This window comes from Natronospirillum operosum (assembly GCF_004768465.1).
Taxonomy (GTDB): Bacteria; Pseudomonadota; Gammaproteobacteria; order Pseudomonadales; family Natronospirillaceae; genus Natronospirillum; species Natronospirillum operosum.
The window spans coordinates 1,337,349-1,354,628 of record NZ_SRMF01000001.1; the positions used below are offsets into that span (position 1 = coordinate 1,337,349).

The following is a 17,280-nucleotide window of genomic DNA, read 5'->3' on the forward strand; positions in this document are numbered from 1 at the left end:
CTGCTTACTCCGCGCTGGCCGCCAGACCGCCCTGCAACCAGGGGCCGGTGGCGATACGTTCAATTTTTTCGGCATAGGCCGGGTCGGTGGCATAGCCGGCCTGCTGCAGGGCCTGAGCCCAGGCCGCGCCGTCGTCGGCCACTTCCAGCGCCGGCGCATAGCGTGGGTTGTCGCGCAGGAAGTCGGCAAAATCGGCAAAGCTGTCGGCAAAGCTGTCATAGGCGCGGAAATCCGCTTCCACCATGACCGGGCGTCCCTGCAAGTATTCGCGTGTGCTGACCCGGGCACTCTCGCCCGACCAGCGGTGATCGGCCTTGATATTGAACAGGTTGTAGCTGCTGTCGCCGCCCTGGCGGCCAATCACGTGCTGGCCCCAGCCGGTTTCCAGCGCTGCCTGGGCGATGACATAGCGCGGGTCCGTACCCAGTTCATCGGCCACCTGCTCGGCCAGCGGCCACAGGGTCTGCACAAAGTCGGCCGGGGATTCGAATTCACTGCGCTTGTCGGCCGGGTCGACCAGATCCTGCCCGACGGCGCCGGTAACGGTCAGGTCGGTGTCATCCATGTTCAGGCCCTGGGTATCCAGTGCCGCATCGTCTTCACGTTCGGGGCGCGGACGCCCCATGTGCGACGGCAGAATCGGCCGGCCGGTGCTGTCGAGCGGCAATACATGCGGCACGGAATTGCCGTTGGGGCGATCCGGATCACGCGACAGCTGCTGGTACATCATTTCGCCCAAGCCCATGCCACCGGACTTCGCCATTTCCTGCACCAACTGCTCGTCGTGCATTTCCTGGTAGAACTCGGTGTACTGGGTATTGAGAAAGGAATCTTCGTTCAGCGACCGGGTGGCTTCACGCATGCTTTTCATGATCATCTGCATGAACAGGGTCTCGAACTGCAGCGACACCTGCTTGAGCGCGGCATCTTCGTCCTGCTCGGCCAGGCGCTTGATGTTCTGCAGCCCCTGCACATCGTTGTACACGAACGAGCGCTGGGTGCTCAGATCCGGGTTGCTGAAAGCGGATGTTGGCAGTGACATGAAGACCCCTTGCTACCGCCTGCGCGGATTATGGTTTGCCGAAACTACCGTATTAACAGCATAAACTGTGCCAGTTCCATTCGCACGGCGGCCGCACCACCTGCACCAATTTTCGATGCAGTCTCATTGTAGCGAGGAACGTGTAGCGAGGGACGCAAGTCCCGATTGGGACCGGCGCCCCCCAATATGAAGGGCAGCTACGCCGCCCATCGCGACTCGCGTCGCTCGCTACAGGAGTTGGGAGGCACGGTTGGAGTCGCCTGCCGGGTGCATGCCTGTCGTGAGACCGTCTGCGCACAGGGATGTGCGCAGTCGAGCTGGCAGGGATGCCGTTTTTTGCGTGTCTCACCGGGCATGCACCCGAGCGTGGCGACGGTCCGATTGGCACAGGCAGACCAAAAGCCCTGACGGCACCATGCGCAAGGGTCACAGCCTACAACGGCCCCACTCACCAACCATCAGATCACGATCAGCTCGGCATTCAACGCGCCGGCCTGCTGCATGGCTTCGAGAATCGCCATCAGGTCGCCCGGTGCGGCACCGATGCCGTTGACGGCGTTGACCAGGTCTTCCAGGGTGACGGTTTCGCCTACCAGGAACATCCGGTTGTCATCCTCTTCCACGTCGATGTCGGTATCCGGCACGACCACCGGGTCGGCATCGGTAAACGGAGCCGGCTGGGCCACCTGCAGCGTGTTGTCGATGGTCACGGTCAGGTTGCCGTGCGTCACCGCCACTTCGTTCAGCGTCACATGCTTGCCGACCACTATGGTACCGGTACGGGCATTGACGATGACCCGGGCCCGTTCTTCACCGGCCTCGACCTGCAGGTTTTCCAGCACCGACATGTAGGACACGCGCTGGCTGGAATCGCGTGGCGCGGTGACGCGCACGCTGCCACCGTCCAGTGCATAGGCGGTTTCCGGCCCCAGCAGGTCGTTGATGCTGTCCGCCATCCGGGTGGCGGTGGTGAAGTCGGGGCGGTTCAGGTTGAAGGTCAGGTAGTCACTGTTGTTGAAACCGGTGGCAACCTCGCGCTCGACAATGGCGCCGTTGGGAATACGGCCGGCGCTGGGCACATTGACGGTGACGCTGGAGCCATCAGCCCCCTCGACCCCGAAGCCACCCACCAGCAGATTGCCCTGAGCCACGGCATAGGTATTGCCGTCCGGCCCGGTCAGTGGTGTCATCAGCAGGCTGCCGCCGCGCAGACTGCCGGCGTTGCCCAGTGAAGACACGGTGACATCGATGGTCTGCCCGGGCCGTGCGAAGGCCGGCAGGCTGGCGTGCACGGACACGGCCGCCACGTTGCGCAGCCGGGGGTCGGTACCCTCGGGGATGGAGATGCCGAACTGGCCCATCATGTTGCTGAAGGTCTGGTTGGTGAACGGCGCCCGGTCACCGGAGCCATCCAGACCCACGACCAGACCATAACCGATCAGCTGGTTTTCCCGCACACCGGCCACCGAGGCCAGATCCTTGATGCGCTGGGTCTGCTGGGCCAGTGCCGACAGGGTCAGCAGCAGCAGGCAGCCACCCACCAGCAGCCTGGTCAGCCAGGCTCGGGACACGAATGCAGTGGAATGAACAGTCATGATAAAGCCCTCAATGAATCAGAACGGAAACAGCGGACTGCTGAATACACGGGTCAACCAGCCCTGGCGCGTCGAGTCGGCCAGCTCGCCGGTACCGCTGTAGGCGATCCGTGCATCCGCAAGCTTGCTGGAGTCGATGGTGTTGTCCAGGTTGATGTCTTCCGGCCGAATCAGGCCGGTCACCCGCAGGTACTCTTCGCCCCGGGTCAGGGTAATCCACTTCTCGCCCCGTACCCGCAGCACGCCGTTGGGCAGCACCTCGGAGACGGTGACACTGATGGCACCTTCCAGCCGATTGCTCTGGTTGGCGGTGCCACTGCCGTTGAAGCTGCGGTCGCCGTTGATCTGGGCCGACAGCGGGTTGTTCAGTATGGCCAGATCATTGCCGCCGATCTGGGGTGTCTGCAGATCCACATTGGACTGCCGGCTGGAGTTGGTCTGGGTCGATTTCTGCGACACCGTACGCTCGTCCAGCATCACGGTAATCACATCGCCGACCCGGTGTGCGTTCTTGTCACCGAACAGCGCCACCCCGTACCCCTGGGCATAGATGGAGCCGTTGCTCGGCGGCGGCGGCGCAATCGATTCGCTCGACACCGGTGCAAAGTCCGGTTCGTCCGGCACTTCGTCGAGACGGAACTCGCCGGTACTGGTGCAGCCGGCCAGCAGCACCAGAGCGGACAAATACAACGGGACTGTCTTGTGAATGTTCATGTGGCTGTCCTCTGCTTGGTAGTAGACAGTAAACGGTCGACAGTCGACAGAAGGAGCGGATCTACAGCGCTGAACAGGCTGTGTATTCACTGTCTACTGTCATCTGTCTACCGTCTACTCTCCGCCAATTACATATTCTGCGTTATCGCGCCGAGCATCTGATCCGAGGTGCTGACCACCTTGGAATTCATTTCATAGGCCCGCTGGGTGGAAATCATGTCCACCATCTCTTCCACAATGGCTACGTTGGAAGTTTCCAGGGCGCCCTGAATGATGGAGCCAAAGCCGTCCAGTGACGGAATGCCGGCTTCGGGGGCACCCGAGGCGGCCGTTTCCCGGAACAGGTTGTTACCGATGGCTTCCAGGCCAGCCGGATTGATGAAGTCGATCACTTCGATCTGGCCGATGTCGATCGGGTCGTTGTCACCGGCAAAGGTGGCGGTGACGATGCCGTCTTCACCAATGGTGACGCTGTTGGCCTGCTCCGGCACGATAATGCCCGGATCCAGCAGATAGCCGCTGGCGGTGACGATTTCCCCGTCCGCATTGATGTGGAAGGTGCCATCCCGGGTATAGGCGAAATCACCGTCCGGCGTCAGGATGGGAAAGAACCCGCGGCCGTTGATGGCCAGGTCCAGCGGGTTCTCGGTCACTTCCAGGTCACCCTGGGTGAACTCCTTCTGCGTGCCGACAATGCGCACACCGGTACCCAACTGCAGGCCCGAAGGTAACTGGGCGTTTTCGGCGTTCTGCGCACCGGGTTGCCGCTGGATCTGGTAGATCAGATCCTGGAACACCGCACGGTCTTTCTTGAAACCCGTGGTGCTGACGTTGGCCAGGTTGTTGGAGATGGTGGACAGGTTCTTGTCCTGTGCTTCCAGCCCCGTTTTGCTGACCCAGAGTGCTTTCATCATGGCGTTATGCTCCCGTTACCCCTTGGGGTGACGCTGTGGGGTCTGGTGACCCGAGTTGATCCTGTTAACTCATCCGCATCAGAGTGGTCGACGACTCGGTCATCCGCTCTGCCGATTTCATCATCTTGATCTGCATTTCGAACTGCCGGCTCAGGGCCAGGATGCCGATCATCTCGCTGGCCGCATTGACGTTGGAGCCCTCGCGGAAACCGGACAACACCTGTACCACCGGGTCATTGGGCAGAATCTCGTCGCCCTCGGTCGGCCGGAACAGACCATCGGTGCCCTTCTGCATGTTCTGCAGGTCCGGGTTGACCAGCTTGAACGCATCCACTTCCACAAATTCTTCGGCGCCGCCGCCCAGGGGTCGGATGCCGATAACACCATCCTCACCGATATTGACGCGCTCGAATTCGGGCAATACCAGCGGACCGCCTTCGCCGACCACCTGCAGGCCATCACCATTGATGACTTCGCCGGCCGGTGTGACCATCAGGTCGCCGCGGCGGGTATAGGCTTCTTCGCCATTCTGGTCGATAACGGCGAAGAAGCCGTCACCAGCAATGGCCACATCCAGATCGCGCCCGGTGGAGATCATGGGCCCGTCATTGAAGTCGGTGGCAGGCCGCTCGGTCATGGCATAGGCCCGCGATGGATAGAACTCGCCGAATACCGGCATGGAGCGGGCCTGCGCCCAGTCTGCCCGGAAACCGGTGGTATCCACGTTGGCCAGGTTGTTGGAATGCGAGGCCTGGGCCAGGGTGTTGTGCTTGGCACCCGTCATGGCGATGTATAGAGCGCGATCCATGGTCGTCCTCTCGTCTGTCTCGGTGTAAAGCCGTCCATGCAATGCATGGCGATCTGCGTCGCGTGCTCAGGGGACCTGTGTCACCTGATCGGGACTTGCGTCCCTCGCTACAGGGCTCTCTACATTGGTTATTGCGAGGATCGTGCCAACTCTCAGACAAAGAAAAACCGCCCGGAACGGGCGGTTTGAGGGTGTTGCCGCCGCTGAGGCGGCAAGGAGCGGCAAGCCGGTCTGCCGGTTGCGGCAAGGCGGCTTACCGCTCGGAGAGTGCCACCGGCGCCGGCGCGGCATTGCAGGCTTCGGCGGCACTCTCAGCGGAGTTAGCGCAGGTTGATAATGGTCTGCGTCACCGCGTTGGTGGTCTCTATGGTCTTCGCGCTGGCCTGATAGTTGCGCTGCGCGATGATCAGGTTCACCAACTGCTCCGACAGGTCGACATTGGAATCTTCCAGCGAAGACGATTTGATATTGCCCAGTACCCCTGTACCCGCCGAGCTTATGGTGACACTGCCCGAGTCGGCTGTTTCCGTCCACTCGGTAAAGCCCGAGGGATCCAGCCCTTCCGGGTTGCGGAAGTTGGCCAGGGCCACCTGACCCAGCTTCTGGTTTTCCCCGTTGGTGTAACGGGCAAAGATGAAGCCTTCATCATCGACACTGATATCCCGCAGGCGGCCGGACGCATAACCATCCTGCTGGAAGTCGTTGCGCGCGAACGAACCACCGTACTGCGTGGTGTCACGGAAGTTGATCTCGAAGTTGGAGGTGACGTTGGGGTCTCCCAGCGGCAGACGTCCGCCTTCGGCTGAGGTCTGCGGAGGATAGGCACCGGTAGGATTACCTTCCTCATTGCGCGGAATCCAGTTCGAAATCAGCCAGTCACCGGAAGCGTCCTCATCCAGGGTACCGTCCGGGGAGAAGAACATGGTGAAACTGGCCTGCGTCGGTTCCTGGTTCTCGGGGAACGGCAGGTCGGGATCCGGCTCGCCAATATCACGCCCATCGATCTGCGCATAGACGGTCCAGGAGTTCAGGTCCTGCGGGCGATCCGGATCATCCGGGTCCTTCACGAAGAAGAGATCCAACTGGTGCGATGTACCCAGCGAGTCATAGACGGTGATCGAACCACGCTCGTTGTAGGTCTCCGAATCCTGCGGATCAAACCGGTTGATCACATAGTCTTCGAAATCATCGCTGGTCAGACCATTGAACAGGCCGGTTACCCTGGGGTCCGGCTGCCGCATGGTCACACCCTCATTGAGGATGATCTCGACCGTGCCACCGACGCGGGCAGTGTTTTCCGCATCCTCGGTACCACCCAGCGTGATCGGTGAGGTGTTGGTCTCACCCAGCAGGGTCAGGCGGTCTGCGGTGCGGGGTGACTCGACCTCGACCGTGATATCAGCACCTGAGGCCGAGCGCAGTACCAGGTCTCCGGCGTCATTCACTGAAGCCGTGATACCGCGCAGTGTACTCTGCTGGTACTGGTTGATCTCTGACACCATGTTCTGGAAAGTGTTGGCTTCGATCACCTGGTCATTGATGAAGATATTCATGTTGCCGGCGTTGACATAGTCATCGGCCAGGAACTTGAGCTCCGTGGTGGCCGACGCCCGCACTCCGGGCTGATCGGTCAGACGATTGGCGATCTGGGCAGCCGACAGGTTGGCATCCAGCGTTATGGTACGCTCCTCGCCATCAGCGTCCTGCAGAATAAAGGTCTGCTCCGGATAACCATTGGTCACCTTGGGCTGGCCCAGTTCCAGATACTCGTTGTTGAACCGGTCTATCTGCAGCAGTGCATTGATTTCGGCCAGGGTAATGTCTTCACCCGGGGCACGCACATCGGACAGACTGATTTGCGACGGCTCACCATCCTGCGTGGCCACGAACTGCAGCTGCTTGGTGCCGTCATCATTCACCTGCACACGGGCACGGACGCCAATGAAGTCCTCTTCCGGCACATCCGCCAGTTCGCGGTTGATGGCCTGCGCCAGCTGTTCAATGCTGCGGATATTCTCGTCCAGTTCAATGCGTACCGAACCTGAGCGGTTGTCGTCATCCGGCTCCGGTACGGTCAGGTTGATGCGGAACGAGGTGCGGCGATCGACCGGGTCGATGGCCTCCGGTTCGCTCTGCGATTCGTGACCGATGGCTTCCATGGAAGCGGAGTTCCCCGATACTTCCAGCGTATTCGGGAAACCACCCACTTCGGTCAGTCGGAAGCCGATACGGTCATTGACCAGATAGGCTTCCACTCTGCCGAACAGCGAGGCATTGCCCTGAATCTGGTTGTTGAGAGCCTCCACCACTGCTTCCGGGCTGTCGTAATCGCCGGCCGGAATCAGCACCGTGCCGGAGCCGGGGTTGTCTCCACCCACGGCAATGTCGATTTCGTTGTTGGCCGGTTCATCCTGCACACCCAGTACCTGGGTGGGCTGTGGGTTGCTGTTGGTGGTCAGACCCAGATTATCGGCCGTAATGGCATCACTGCTGCCATTGTCATTGACGATAATGGGATCCGGGCCGTTGTTGGCGTTGGTAAAGCGCAACCGGTTGGACGAATCCAGGCCGGCGCTGACCTGCCCGTTCAACTGCGCCGAGGCATTGATCTGGGAGTTGATGGCACTGACCAGGCCCGCCGCCGACGTGAAGCCACCGGTCGGCACATTCACCGAGATGGTATCGACCGTATTGCCACTCTGGATGGACATTTGCAGCGTGCCGGAGCCATCACCAATGGGGGTGGTCAGGTTCAGCGAACCGGTCAGCCGCGTCGGGTTACCCGGTATGAAGTTGTTGAAGTCCAGCTCTGTCGCGTCGTTACCGATCACCCGAACCGGTGTGCCTTCGATGGACGTCAGGTCAATGGACCCGCCGTCGGCAAACAGACGGGTGCCGGCGACCGGGCTGGTGACTGTCGGCGCATCCGGAGCCGGGTCATTGACATCCATGCCGAGCAGCGAAGCCACCGAGCCGACGTTGTCGGTCATGCCCAGGATGGCGGTGCCGTCACTGCCGAAGGGTCCGTCCGCAATCAGACGCAGGCGACCCGGGTTGTCCGGTGCCTCTTCAAGACGCACCCGCCCTGCCAGTGAAGGGTTGTTGCGAATGGCCGTCTGAAATGAGTCGATCAACTGCGTCATGTTGTTGATGGTGCGATCACTCGGGAACGGCTCGATGGTCTCGGTTACCGGGTCACCATTGTTGATATTCGGTCCCTGCAGCGAGATATCAACCGTTCCCGGTGAGCTCGGCGGCAACTGACTGAAGATCGAGGGCGAGATGGTGCCACCAACCAGGTTCAGGGTGTCGGCAATCTGGCTGCCGCCCTGATCATTGATCGAGGTGATGCGGGTGCCAGTGGTGGACAGCAGTTGCAGTACACCTTCCTGATCCGGATCTTCCTGAATCTGCACGCGACCACCCAGAATGGAGTTGGCGTCCAGGGCGCTCTGGAAGGCATCGATCAGTGAATCCAGAGAAGTAAAGTTGGCCCCGCTGGCGAACGGCTGCAACTGCACGGTAGTGGGTGTGCCGTTGTTGATGTTCGGATCCTGCACCTGAATCTGGATGGTGTCGGTCGGGTTCGGGATGGCCTGGAAGATGCGTTCGTTCTGCGAGCCATTGGTGATGTTGAGCTGGCTGCCTATGGTGCCCGCGCTGTCCTGAATATTCAGGATACGGAAGCGATTGTCCGCCGCATCAGCCGAGACGATTTCAATACCGCCGCCACCGAATGGATCCTCCTGCACGATCAGGTCACCAGCTGCGTAGTCGCCGCCGAACAGCGCGCCACCCTGCGCATCCAGTTCGTCCTGCAGGTAGTCGATCAGTTCCTGCCGGGTGGCAAAGTTCTGGTTGCCGGCGCCGGTGAAGTCGATGTCGAAGGTCTCATCACTGTCGTCATCGGTATCCCGAACGGTCACCTGGACAATATCGGCACCTGCATCAGCATCATTCAGCAGCAGGCGGGTATCCGGGGCGTAATCCGGGTCGCCGGCACCATCCAGCAGACCCAGGTTGAAGCCCAGTGTGCCGGTGTCTTCGGCCACTTCATTGATGATGGTGCCATCGGTGCTGTACAGCTCCAGGTTGCCGCCGACATTGCGTACCAGCACATTGCCCTGCAGCGAAGTACCATTGATGGCGGTCTGCAGATCTGCTGCCAGGTCATCCGGGTCGGTCGAGTAGTTCGACAGCGGGCCGACAGCAACGCTTTCCGTGGTGCCGTCCGGGCGTTCCACTTCGATGATGATGCTGTCATCGGTGTTGTCGGCGGTCAGGTCTGCGGCGTTGTTGGCCAGAATGGCATTGATCTCGGGTGTTGGCCCGGTCGAATAGACGTAGGACAACGGCAGTTCGTCGGTACCGGTGTAGCGATCAGCCACATTGACCGAGCCCAGCATCTGGGCAGCGGTGCCCTCAGTCAGCGGTGGCCCGATGGTCGACAGCTTGGAAGCAGTCGCTTCCGGTGCACCGGTCTGCACCTGGCCGATGGCCAGGCCATTGGTGCGGGTAATGCTGCCGAGCTGCTGCAGTACCGGCGCCCCGGCCGGCACATTCACCCCGGCATCCACTTTCTGCGTGGCACGCGGTGGCTGCGCGGCCTGGTCAATGCGAATATCGCCCAGAATGCCGTCTGCTGTGCCGCGGTTGGTAATACCGAAGCCCTGCAGGCGAGCATCCTGATTGTTGACGATATACCCCTGATCATTGATGCCAAAAATACCACTGCGGGTATAGGTGGTCTTGACCCCGGGGTAATCCATGATGAAGAAGCCGGTGCCGTCAATGGCCATGTCCAGGGCGTTGCCGGTCTGGCTGATATTGCCCTGGGTAAACTTCTGACCGATTTCGGCGACGCGCACGCCACCCCCGATCGGCGAACGCCCCATGCCCAGAATGCTCTGGGTATAGGCATCTCCGAACTCCGCACGACTGAGCTTGAAGCCCGTAGTGGAGGCGTTGGCGATGTTGTTGCCGGTGACCTTGAGGTCCTGATTGGCGGCGCTGACGCCGCTTAAGCCTGTACCGAATGCCATGATATTTTCCTCACTTCATGTCGTACCCGATCAGAAGACTTCGTTAATGCGCTTGACCTGATCCAGTGTGGCAGTGTTGCCGTTATTCAGATGGAGCTGTACCCGGTTGCCGTCGAGTATGGCGACACTCTCGACGCGCGAGCTCATGGACAGATCCATGGCTTCATTCTGTCCCAGGACAGAGCCCTGGAGACTGAAGCGGTAACGTCCTTCCGGGTGCGGATAGAGGTTGCCGTCTTCATCCTTCTCGAACTTGTCGTAATCGATGTCCATCATCTCGCCGTTGACTTCGAGATCCAGACCATTCCATTTGAACGTCAGTTCACCGTCCGACTGGAAGCCGAGCGGCACGGTTTCTATGGGCTGGCCGGTTTCATCCTCGATACGCAACACCAGATTATCGGTGCCGGGTTCGATATTGGCCGTGCCGTACACCAGCTCGCCGTAACGCAACATGCTGGTGTCTTCGCCGTCAACTGTTACCGCGCCGCCCACTAGGCTCGATGCCTGCAGGGCCTGGCTGGAACGCATGGAGGCCGACAGTGATTCGACACTCTCGGCCATGTTGGTGATGCCCTCTACGGTCGAGAACTGCGCCAACTGGGCAATGAACTCGCCATTTTCCTTGGGCTCCAGCGGGTTCTGGTTATTCAGCTGCGCAATCATCAGCTTCAGGAACTCGTCTTTCCCCAGTTCCTGGGGATCACGGTCTTCCTTCTGCTTGTTGCTGATGGCGTACTGATCCAGTGCGCCACCGGTAATCTGATTGATGTCGGCCATGATGGTTTACCTGTTATCGACCCATGGTCAGGGTCTTCTGGACCATTCCCTTGGTGGTGTTGAAGACTTCCACATTCACTTCGAACGAGCGCGAAGCGGAAATCATGTCGGCCATTTCCTCGACCACGTTCACATTGGGGTAGTACACATAACCCTCTTCGTCCGCCATCGGATGCGTCGGGTCATAGCGAATATCCAGCGGGTCCTCTTTCTCCACAATGGCCGCCACGTTGACACCGCTGCCGGCGTCAGTGATGGTCCGCAACTGGCGAAACTCAGGGTCCCACTGCTGTTTCTGAATCTGCTGGAAAATGGGCTTGCGCGCGCGATAGGTCTCGTCAATGCTGGAGCTGACACTCTCGGCGTTGGCCAGATTACTGGCCGTGGTATTCAAGCGCACGGACTGGGCATTCATGCCCGAGCCGGCGATATTGAAAATATTACTGAAAGCCATGATCATTCACCTCTCAGAGCATTGCGCAGGCCCATGAACTTGCTGTTCAGGAACTCGAAACTGGCGTCATAACTGAGCGCATTCTCAGTGAACTGAGCGTGCTCGTAATGGGGGTCGACGGTATTACCGTCGATGGCCGGCTGGTGCGGCACCCGGAAATCCAGCTGCTGTTCGGCAGTGGCGCGACCTTCCAGGTGACGGGCATTGGTCCGGTTGACGGACAGGCTGCGTCGCTGCTCCACCTCACCGCGCAGCACGGCCTGGAAGTCAAAGTCACGCGCCTTGAATCCGGGGGTGTCGGAGTTCGCCAGATTGTTGGCCAGCACTTCCGAACGCTCGGCTCTGGTGGTCAGTGCTGTGGGGTGGATACCCAGCGAATTGTTGAAACCCAATGCAGACATCACGTCTCTCCTGCCAGCTGTCCCGTCGGTAAAAAACAAGAGTTCGGACGGGAACCTTCGACAAAGACCATTCAACAACCATGCCAGACCCGTGAGCCGGGTCGACAATTGCATTCAGGGGAGCGCCAGCGGCAGTGTTACGCGGGGGTCGAGGGGCTGCGCAGACGGCCAGCCCCAAGTGAAGACAGCACCGGACAGGCAAGAGTTTGCCGGTCGGCAGGCAAGCGGCATCAGCGCTTGCGGTAAATGATACCGGGGCGGCAATGCACCATCTCGAAATAGTCGTTCAGCCCGTTCACGGCTTCCGACGCACCCACAATGAGATAGCCCCCCGGATGCAGGCACTGATGGATCTTGAGCAAGATCTGGCGTTTTAGATCACCGCTGAAGTAGATCAGGACATTGCGGCAGAAGACGAAATGGAACTGACCCAGCAGGCTGTAGGATTCCAGCAGGTTCAGCGGCCGAAACTCGACCCGCGAGGCAATCGGCTGCTTGACCCGCCAGCGGCCATCACTGGTCTGATCGAAATACTGCTTCAGTTGCTGTGTATCCAGCCCGCGCCCCAGCGCCAGCATGGCATACTCCCCTGCCCTGGCATCGGCCAGCACGCGTGAGGAGATGTCGGTGGCAATGATTTTTTCACCATTCAGAGCACCTGGACGGCGCTGCTTGAACTGGTCGATGATCATGGAAATGGAATAGGGTTCCTGCCCGGTGGAGCAGGCCGCCGACCAGATGCGCAGCGGCTGCCTGACCTTGCTGTCAACAAACTCCGGCAGCAGGCGGTCACGCAGTATTTCGAACGGATGCGTATCACGAAACCACAGGGTTTCGTTGGTTGTCATGGCGTCAACGATCTGACTGCGCAGTGTGCCTCGGACATCCCTTTCGACCAGTTTAAGCAGCTCCCCCAGGTCTTCCACACCGGTGTCACGCAGAATACTGCGCAATCGGCTGGACACGAGATACTGCTTGTTCGGGCCTAATGCGATGCCGGAGTGGCGTTCCAGAAATTCGCTGAACGCTTCATACCCTTTACTGTCCGACATGGGCAGGCCTTCTCCTTTTGATCTGAAATCCGATTGCAACGACCCGGACTGGCCAACACTTGCTGGCGTCTGCGGGCCGGTGTACGACCGACTACCCTTTTCAGGCTCTCACGATGGAGAGTATTCTTTGATGGCTATTCTTCCAGCGCCGGCACAATGCCGCCCATGGAAAGAATCCTGTCAATCACCTTCTGTGCCAGTTCATCAGGATGGAACTTGGCCTGAAACTCGTCAGCGCCCACCTTCCTGACCATATTCTGATTGAACACACCGCTCAGGGACGTATGCAGAATGATGTGCAACCCCCGGAGCTGCGGGTCGTCTCGCACCCGTGTAGTGAGAGTATAGCCGTCCATCTCCGGCATTTCGATGTCGGAAATCAGCATGGCGTATTCCTGCAACGGGTCCTTGCCTTCGCTCAGCATGGCCTGCAGGTGATCCCAGGCCTGTTTGCCGTCTTCCAGCGTGACCGTTTCGATGCCGATCTGCTGGACACAGCGTTCAATCTGCTTGCGTGCAATGCGGGAGTCATCACAGATCAGCACTTTGAGGCTCACGGCTGCAGCCCGGGCCTCATCGGTAATGACGCCCGCACCGACCTCTTCATTGACCGGCGATACCTCGGCAAGGATCTTTTCCACATCAATGATCTCGACCAGCTGTTCGTCCAGCCGCGTCACTGCAGTCAGATAATGAGCATGCCCGGACCCCTTGGGCGGCGGCAGGATATCTTCCCATTTCATGTTGACGATGCGGTCAACCGAATTGACCAGAAAACCCTGCGTCTTGCCGTTGTACTCGGTGACAATGACAAAGGCCTCTTCGACTTTCTCCAGTGGCTTGAGCCCAATGGCCAGCCCCAGATCCAGTATGGGGGTGGTACCGCCGCGAATATGTGACACCCCGCGCACAACGGCCTTGCTCTTGGGCATGCTGGTCAGGCGCGGACAGGGCAGCACCTCCTTCACTTTGAACACATTGATGCCGTACACCTGTTTGCTCGCCAGTCGAAACAGCAGCATTTCCAGCCTGTTCTGCCCCACCATCTGGGTGCGCTGATCCACGTTGTGCATGACTCCGGACATGACGCTGTTCTCCCATGACTGTAATACTGAGCCTGTCTGCTATCTGACCACTTGCCATCTGTCGGCTGCTGGCCCGCAGGGGTGGCATGCTAGTTGCTGCATATCGGTTAATCGCATAATACCGACGGATTCATGACAACCATCAGCCGCCGCCTGCACAGAGAGGTCAGCCCGGGTTCAGCCCACAGCTCGAACCCCCTGACCACTCCGGTCCGCCGCCCTGAACCAGCCTGCCTGACCCGAAGGGTTGGCGGCCAGGTCCTGCGCGTCGGTGCGCTGCTTGCACTGAGTGCGCTGTGTGCGGCACTGCCAATGGCTGCCGAACCAGCAGAGCAGGATTATGCCAGCGAACTGAAGGCGCTGCTCACCGAGCGGATTGTCACCACCATTCTAGCTCAATATAGCGGCGCCACCCGAGAAAATATTAGTGTGGATATGACCCTGCCCAGCACCATGCAGGCACTGGCGCCCTGTGCGATCGAGCCGGACGTGGATGCCAGCCGCGACCAGTGGCTGGGCAGCGTGCGCCTGTCGGTGCGCTGTCACGGTTCGCCGGGCTGGGCGCTCAATGTTCGAGCCACCAGCAGTCTGACGCTGCCAGTGGCGGCACTGGACAGCTCTTTACCGCGTAATCACGTCCTTACTGAGAACGACATCACATTCCGTGAAACCGACATAGCCGGTCTGCGTCAAGGTTTCTATCTGGATGCCGACTCAGTGGTCGGCGCGGCGCTGGTGCGCAACCTGAGCAGCAACCAGATTTTGACGCACAGGAATGTTGAAGTGCCGCCGATGATCCATCGGGGTGATCAGGTCACCATTCTGGTCCGGGGCAGCGGCATGATGATATCAATGGAAGGAACAGCCATGGCCGATGGCGTGCATGGCCGTCAAATATCTGTCAGGAACAACAGTTCAGATCGTGTCATACGGGCCTGGGTCGTGGACCGGGGAGTTGTTGAGGTTCCCTTTGTAGCCAGGAACCCGTAAAAAAGACTAAAGTTCATGTTACAGTGGCCGCTACCCCACACAGCGGAACTGTATTTAGAGGGTGAAGACAATGGCAATCAATTTCAATAATGGTGTCGGGCCAACGCAAAACGGCACCAGTAATACCCGGGAACGGGACAATGTGACCCCGATGGGCCGGAATGTCAGTAGCGGCACTGACAGCCAGGCCGCCGAGGAATCCACTGATTCGGTGCAACTGAGCAGTCAGGTACAATCCTTGCAGTCTCTTGAGGCGAAGATCAAGGATATGCCGGACGTGGATGAGGCAAAGGTAGAGCGTATCAAGTCTGCCATTGCCAACGGCGAATACGAAATCAACTACGAGCGACTGGCGGCCGCCATCCAGCGGTTCGAAAGCGGGGCCTGAGTCCGGCGGCCGGTTCAGTCGCTGAACTGAGGGTTCATCGTTATGAACTGGCACACTGAACAGTTACAGGAACTGATCGACCGGCTGGATGCCCTTGCCGTTGCCGCCCGGCAAATGCTTGCCGTTCTGCAAGAGGAGCACACGGCCCTTTATCACCGTGATCCCCCTACCCCCGAGCTATTGCATGAAAAAGCCCGTCTGGCCGGAATTATCGAGACAGAACAGGCGACTTTCAGTGCATTTCGGTCTACTCTGAACACAGACAATCTGGAATCATCACTGGCCGAGCAGGAAGCGCCAGCCGCTCACGAGCACTGGGTGACCACCCGCAGCCTGCTGCAGCAGTGCGACCATCTGAATGAAGTCAATGGGCGCCTGCTCAACCGACTGCACACACGGAACAGACTGTTCGACCGCGTGCTGCGTCAACAGGTCACTGAACCCACCTACTCACGCAGCGGACAGCTCGGTGATGGTCGTCAGGGCAGTCTGGGGCGCGCCTGAGACCTGGCACAAAGGCTCCCGGCGGCTTGCATTGAACGACCAAGACGAGCGGGAGCCTGGCAGTTGTAGCCTATGTACATAGACACTCTTACCCTCTTCATTGTCGCCGAAGTGCTGGTGGTGTTCATCATCATCGCGGTGATTCTGTTCCGGCGCAGTCGCCTGCTGAAGATAATGCTGGCCCTGCTGACGGAACGCCGACTGCAACGGCTGCACCAGCAAAGCGAAGAGCACAAGGAGTTGCTGGCTCTGCGCAAGGCCTACGGCAAGCTGCAGGTCGAACTGATGCAGATGCGGCGCGAGGGCGGTCAGACCTATGCCGAACAGGTGCAGAACCGGCTGGCAGACCTGGCCGGCGGGGATCAGGGCGACAAGGAAGATGACGACAGTGCGCAAGAGAGCACTGATGACGAGCCCCTTGACCAGGAAGGCACCCACAGAACCCGCGCCATACGGCGTGCCTTTTACGAATTCGAAGCCGCTCGCGCCTCACCACTCGAACAGGACATTCTGGCAGCCGAAAATACGCTGCTGGAGCAGCTCAAGATCCAGCTTGGCCGCGATCCGGACGAGGAAGAGGATGAGTTGGTACAGTCACAGAATGCCGAGTTGCTGGCCCGCATTCGTGAACTGGAAGCTGTGGAAACCGAGTACAAGGCACTGCAAAAGGAGATGGCCAAGGCAGAGAGCCAGTTGGCCGACCAGGAACGGAAGCTGGAAGAACTCAAGAAGATCGATGACGCCAGCCGTCTGGATCCTGGCAATATGCCCGCGGTCGGCAATGACGTTCAGGACGAAATCTATCGCCTCAAATGCGAGCGCTTCGACCAGGCAGAAGCCATCAACAACCTCAAGCTGCGCCTGCAGAAACTGGTGGATGATGGCGATGCCAACGAGTTGATTGCCGTGCAGCAGGACCAGATCGCCGCGCAGGAAAGATACATCAAGGAAGCGGAAGCCAGCATCAAGCTGCTCGAGGAGGAACTCGAGGCAGCGGCGAAGAAAGGCTCCGGTCCGAGCTCAGGCGGCAAGGCGCAGGACTCGGAACATATGGACAAGCTGGCGGCCTATGCCAGTGAGCAGCGGGCCAGCATGGGTGATATCCGTGACAACCTGAAGGCCCTGCGGGCCGCCGAAAAGGCCGAGGAACGTCTGCAGTTGCTGGAGCAGCAGGAACAGCAGCTGGGCCGCATGGAGCGCGCGGTACAGGAGGCGGACACCTGTGTCAGCATGCTCGAGGGTGAGCTGGCAGCAGCCAACGAACGCATCGAGTCACTGAGCAGTGCCGCCGAGAATGCCGAACAGAATGATCATTTCCGCCAGCAGGCCGATGAGTTGGAGAAACTGCTCAACACCTTCCTGACCGACAGCGAAGACATGATGGCCTGTATCAACGGCCTGGAAGACCACAACAAGGCGCTGCGTGAGATGCTGCTGGAGCGGGGGGCCAAGGCCAGTGAGCTGCCTGCGCCACCACCGCCGCCAACCATGCAGAACCGCCCCAGCTGAGC

Annotated in this window: 15 protein-coding genes; 4 read left to right on the plus strand and 11 right to left on the minus strand. The window is 59.7% G+C overall.

Going from position 1 to position 17,280, the window contains the following annotated elements; genetic code table 11:
* Positions 1–4: 4 nt before the first annotated feature.
* The 11 genes from flgJ to E4656_RS06290 all read right to left on the minus strand — a co-directional run bounded on the left by flgJ (position 5) and on the right by E4656_RS06290 (position 13,887).
* Positions 5–1,042, minus strand: a complete 1,038-nt coding sequence (gene flgJ, locus E4656_RS06240) for a flagellar assembly peptidoglycan hydrolase FlgJ (protein WP_135482104.1) — start codon at positions 1,040–1,042, stop codon at positions 5–7.
* A gap of 458 nt (positions 1,043–1,500) precedes the next feature.
* Positions 1,501–2,637 carry a flagellar basal body P-ring protein FlgI gene (locus E4656_RS06245; RefSeq protein WP_135482106.1) on the minus strand — a complete coding sequence of 379 codons (1,137 nt, stop codon included), beginning with the start codon at positions 2,635–2,637 and terminating at the stop codon, positions 1,501–1,503.
* Between the two features lie 18 nt (positions 2,638–2,655).
* Positions 2,656–3,351, minus strand: a complete 696-nt coding sequence (flgH, locus tag E4656_RS06250; RefSeq protein WP_135482108.1) for a flagellar basal body L-ring protein FlgH — start codon at positions 3,349–3,351, stop codon at positions 2,656–2,658.
* Positions 3,352–3,479: 128 nt separating this feature from the next.
* Positions 3,480–4,265, minus strand: coding sequence for a flagellar basal-body rod protein FlgG (flgG, locus tag E4656_RS06255; protein WP_135482110.1), 786 nt, complete (start codon positions 4,263–4,265; stop codon positions 3,480–3,482).
* A 64-nt stretch (positions 4,266–4,329) separates the two neighbouring features.
* A complete protein-coding gene (locus tag E4656_RS06260) occupies positions 4,330–5,073 on the minus strand; it encodes a flagellar basal body rod protein FlgF (protein ID WP_135482112.1) in 744 nt (247 codons plus the stop codon).
* Between the two features lie 320 nt (positions 5,074–5,393).
* The gene (locus tag E4656_RS06265) at positions 5,394–10,115 is read right to left on the minus strand and encodes a flagellar hook-basal body complex protein (protein ID WP_135482113.1); all 4,722 of its coding nucleotides are present in this window, start codon (positions 10,113–10,115) and stop codon (positions 5,394–5,396) included.
* Between the two features lie 30 nt (positions 10,116–10,145).
* On the minus strand, positions 10,146–10,895 hold the full coding sequence (locus E4656_RS06270) for a flagellar hook assembly protein FlgD (protein ID WP_135482115.1): 750 nt from the start codon (positions 10,893–10,895) through the stop codon (positions 10,146–10,148).
* A 13-nt stretch (positions 10,896–10,908) separates the two neighbouring features.
* On the minus strand, positions 10,909–11,349 hold the full coding sequence (gene flgC, locus E4656_RS06275; RefSeq protein WP_135482117.1) for a flagellar basal body rod protein FlgC: 441 nt from the start codon (positions 11,347–11,349) through the stop codon (positions 10,909–10,911).
* A 2-nt stretch (positions 11,350–11,351) separates the two neighbouring features.
* A complete protein-coding gene (gene flgB, locus E4656_RS06280; protein ID WP_135482119.1) occupies positions 11,352–11,750 on the minus strand; it encodes a flagellar basal body rod protein FlgB in 399 nt (132 codons plus the stop codon).
* A 230-nt stretch (positions 11,751–11,980) separates the two neighbouring features.
* Positions 11,981–12,802: a CheR family methyltransferase gene (locus tag E4656_RS06285; protein ID WP_135482121.1), complete on the minus strand. Its 822-nt coding sequence runs from the start codon at positions 12,800–12,802 to the stop codon at positions 11,981–11,983.
* A 134-nt stretch (positions 12,803–12,936) separates the two neighbouring features.
* Positions 12,937–13,887 carry a chemotaxis protein CheV gene (locus E4656_RS06290; RefSeq protein WP_135482123.1) on the minus strand — a complete coding sequence of 317 codons (951 nt, stop codon included), beginning with the start codon at positions 13,885–13,887 and terminating at the stop codon, positions 12,937–12,939.
* Positions 13,888–14,019: 132 nt separating this feature from the next.
* Between E4656_RS06290 and flgA the strand changes: the two genes are divergently transcribed.
* The 4 genes from flgA (at position 14,020) to E4656_RS06310 (ending at position 17,278) form a co-directional block, all read left to right on the plus strand.
* A complete protein-coding gene (gene flgA, locus E4656_RS06295) occupies positions 14,020–14,877 on the plus strand; it encodes a flagellar basal body P-ring formation chaperone FlgA (RefSeq protein WP_135482125.1) in 858 nt (285 codons plus the stop codon).
* Between the two features lie 70 nt (positions 14,878–14,947).
* A complete protein-coding gene (gene flgM / locus E4656_RS06300; protein ID WP_135482127.1) occupies positions 14,948–15,265 on the plus strand; it encodes a flagellar biosynthesis anti-sigma factor FlgM in 318 nt (105 codons plus the stop codon).
* A gap of 42 nt (positions 15,266–15,307) precedes the next feature.
* Entirely contained in the window at positions 15,308–15,769 is a 462-nt protein-coding gene (flgN, locus tag E4656_RS06305; RefSeq protein WP_135482129.1) for a flagellar protein FlgN, read from the plus strand.
* A 72-nt stretch (positions 15,770–15,841) separates the two neighbouring features.
* Positions 15,842–17,278: a coiled-coil domain-containing protein gene (locus E4656_RS06310; protein WP_135482131.1), complete on the plus strand. Its 1,437-nt coding sequence runs from the start codon at positions 15,842–15,844 to the stop codon at positions 17,276–17,278.
* Positions 17,279–17,280 lie beyond the last annotated feature (2 nt).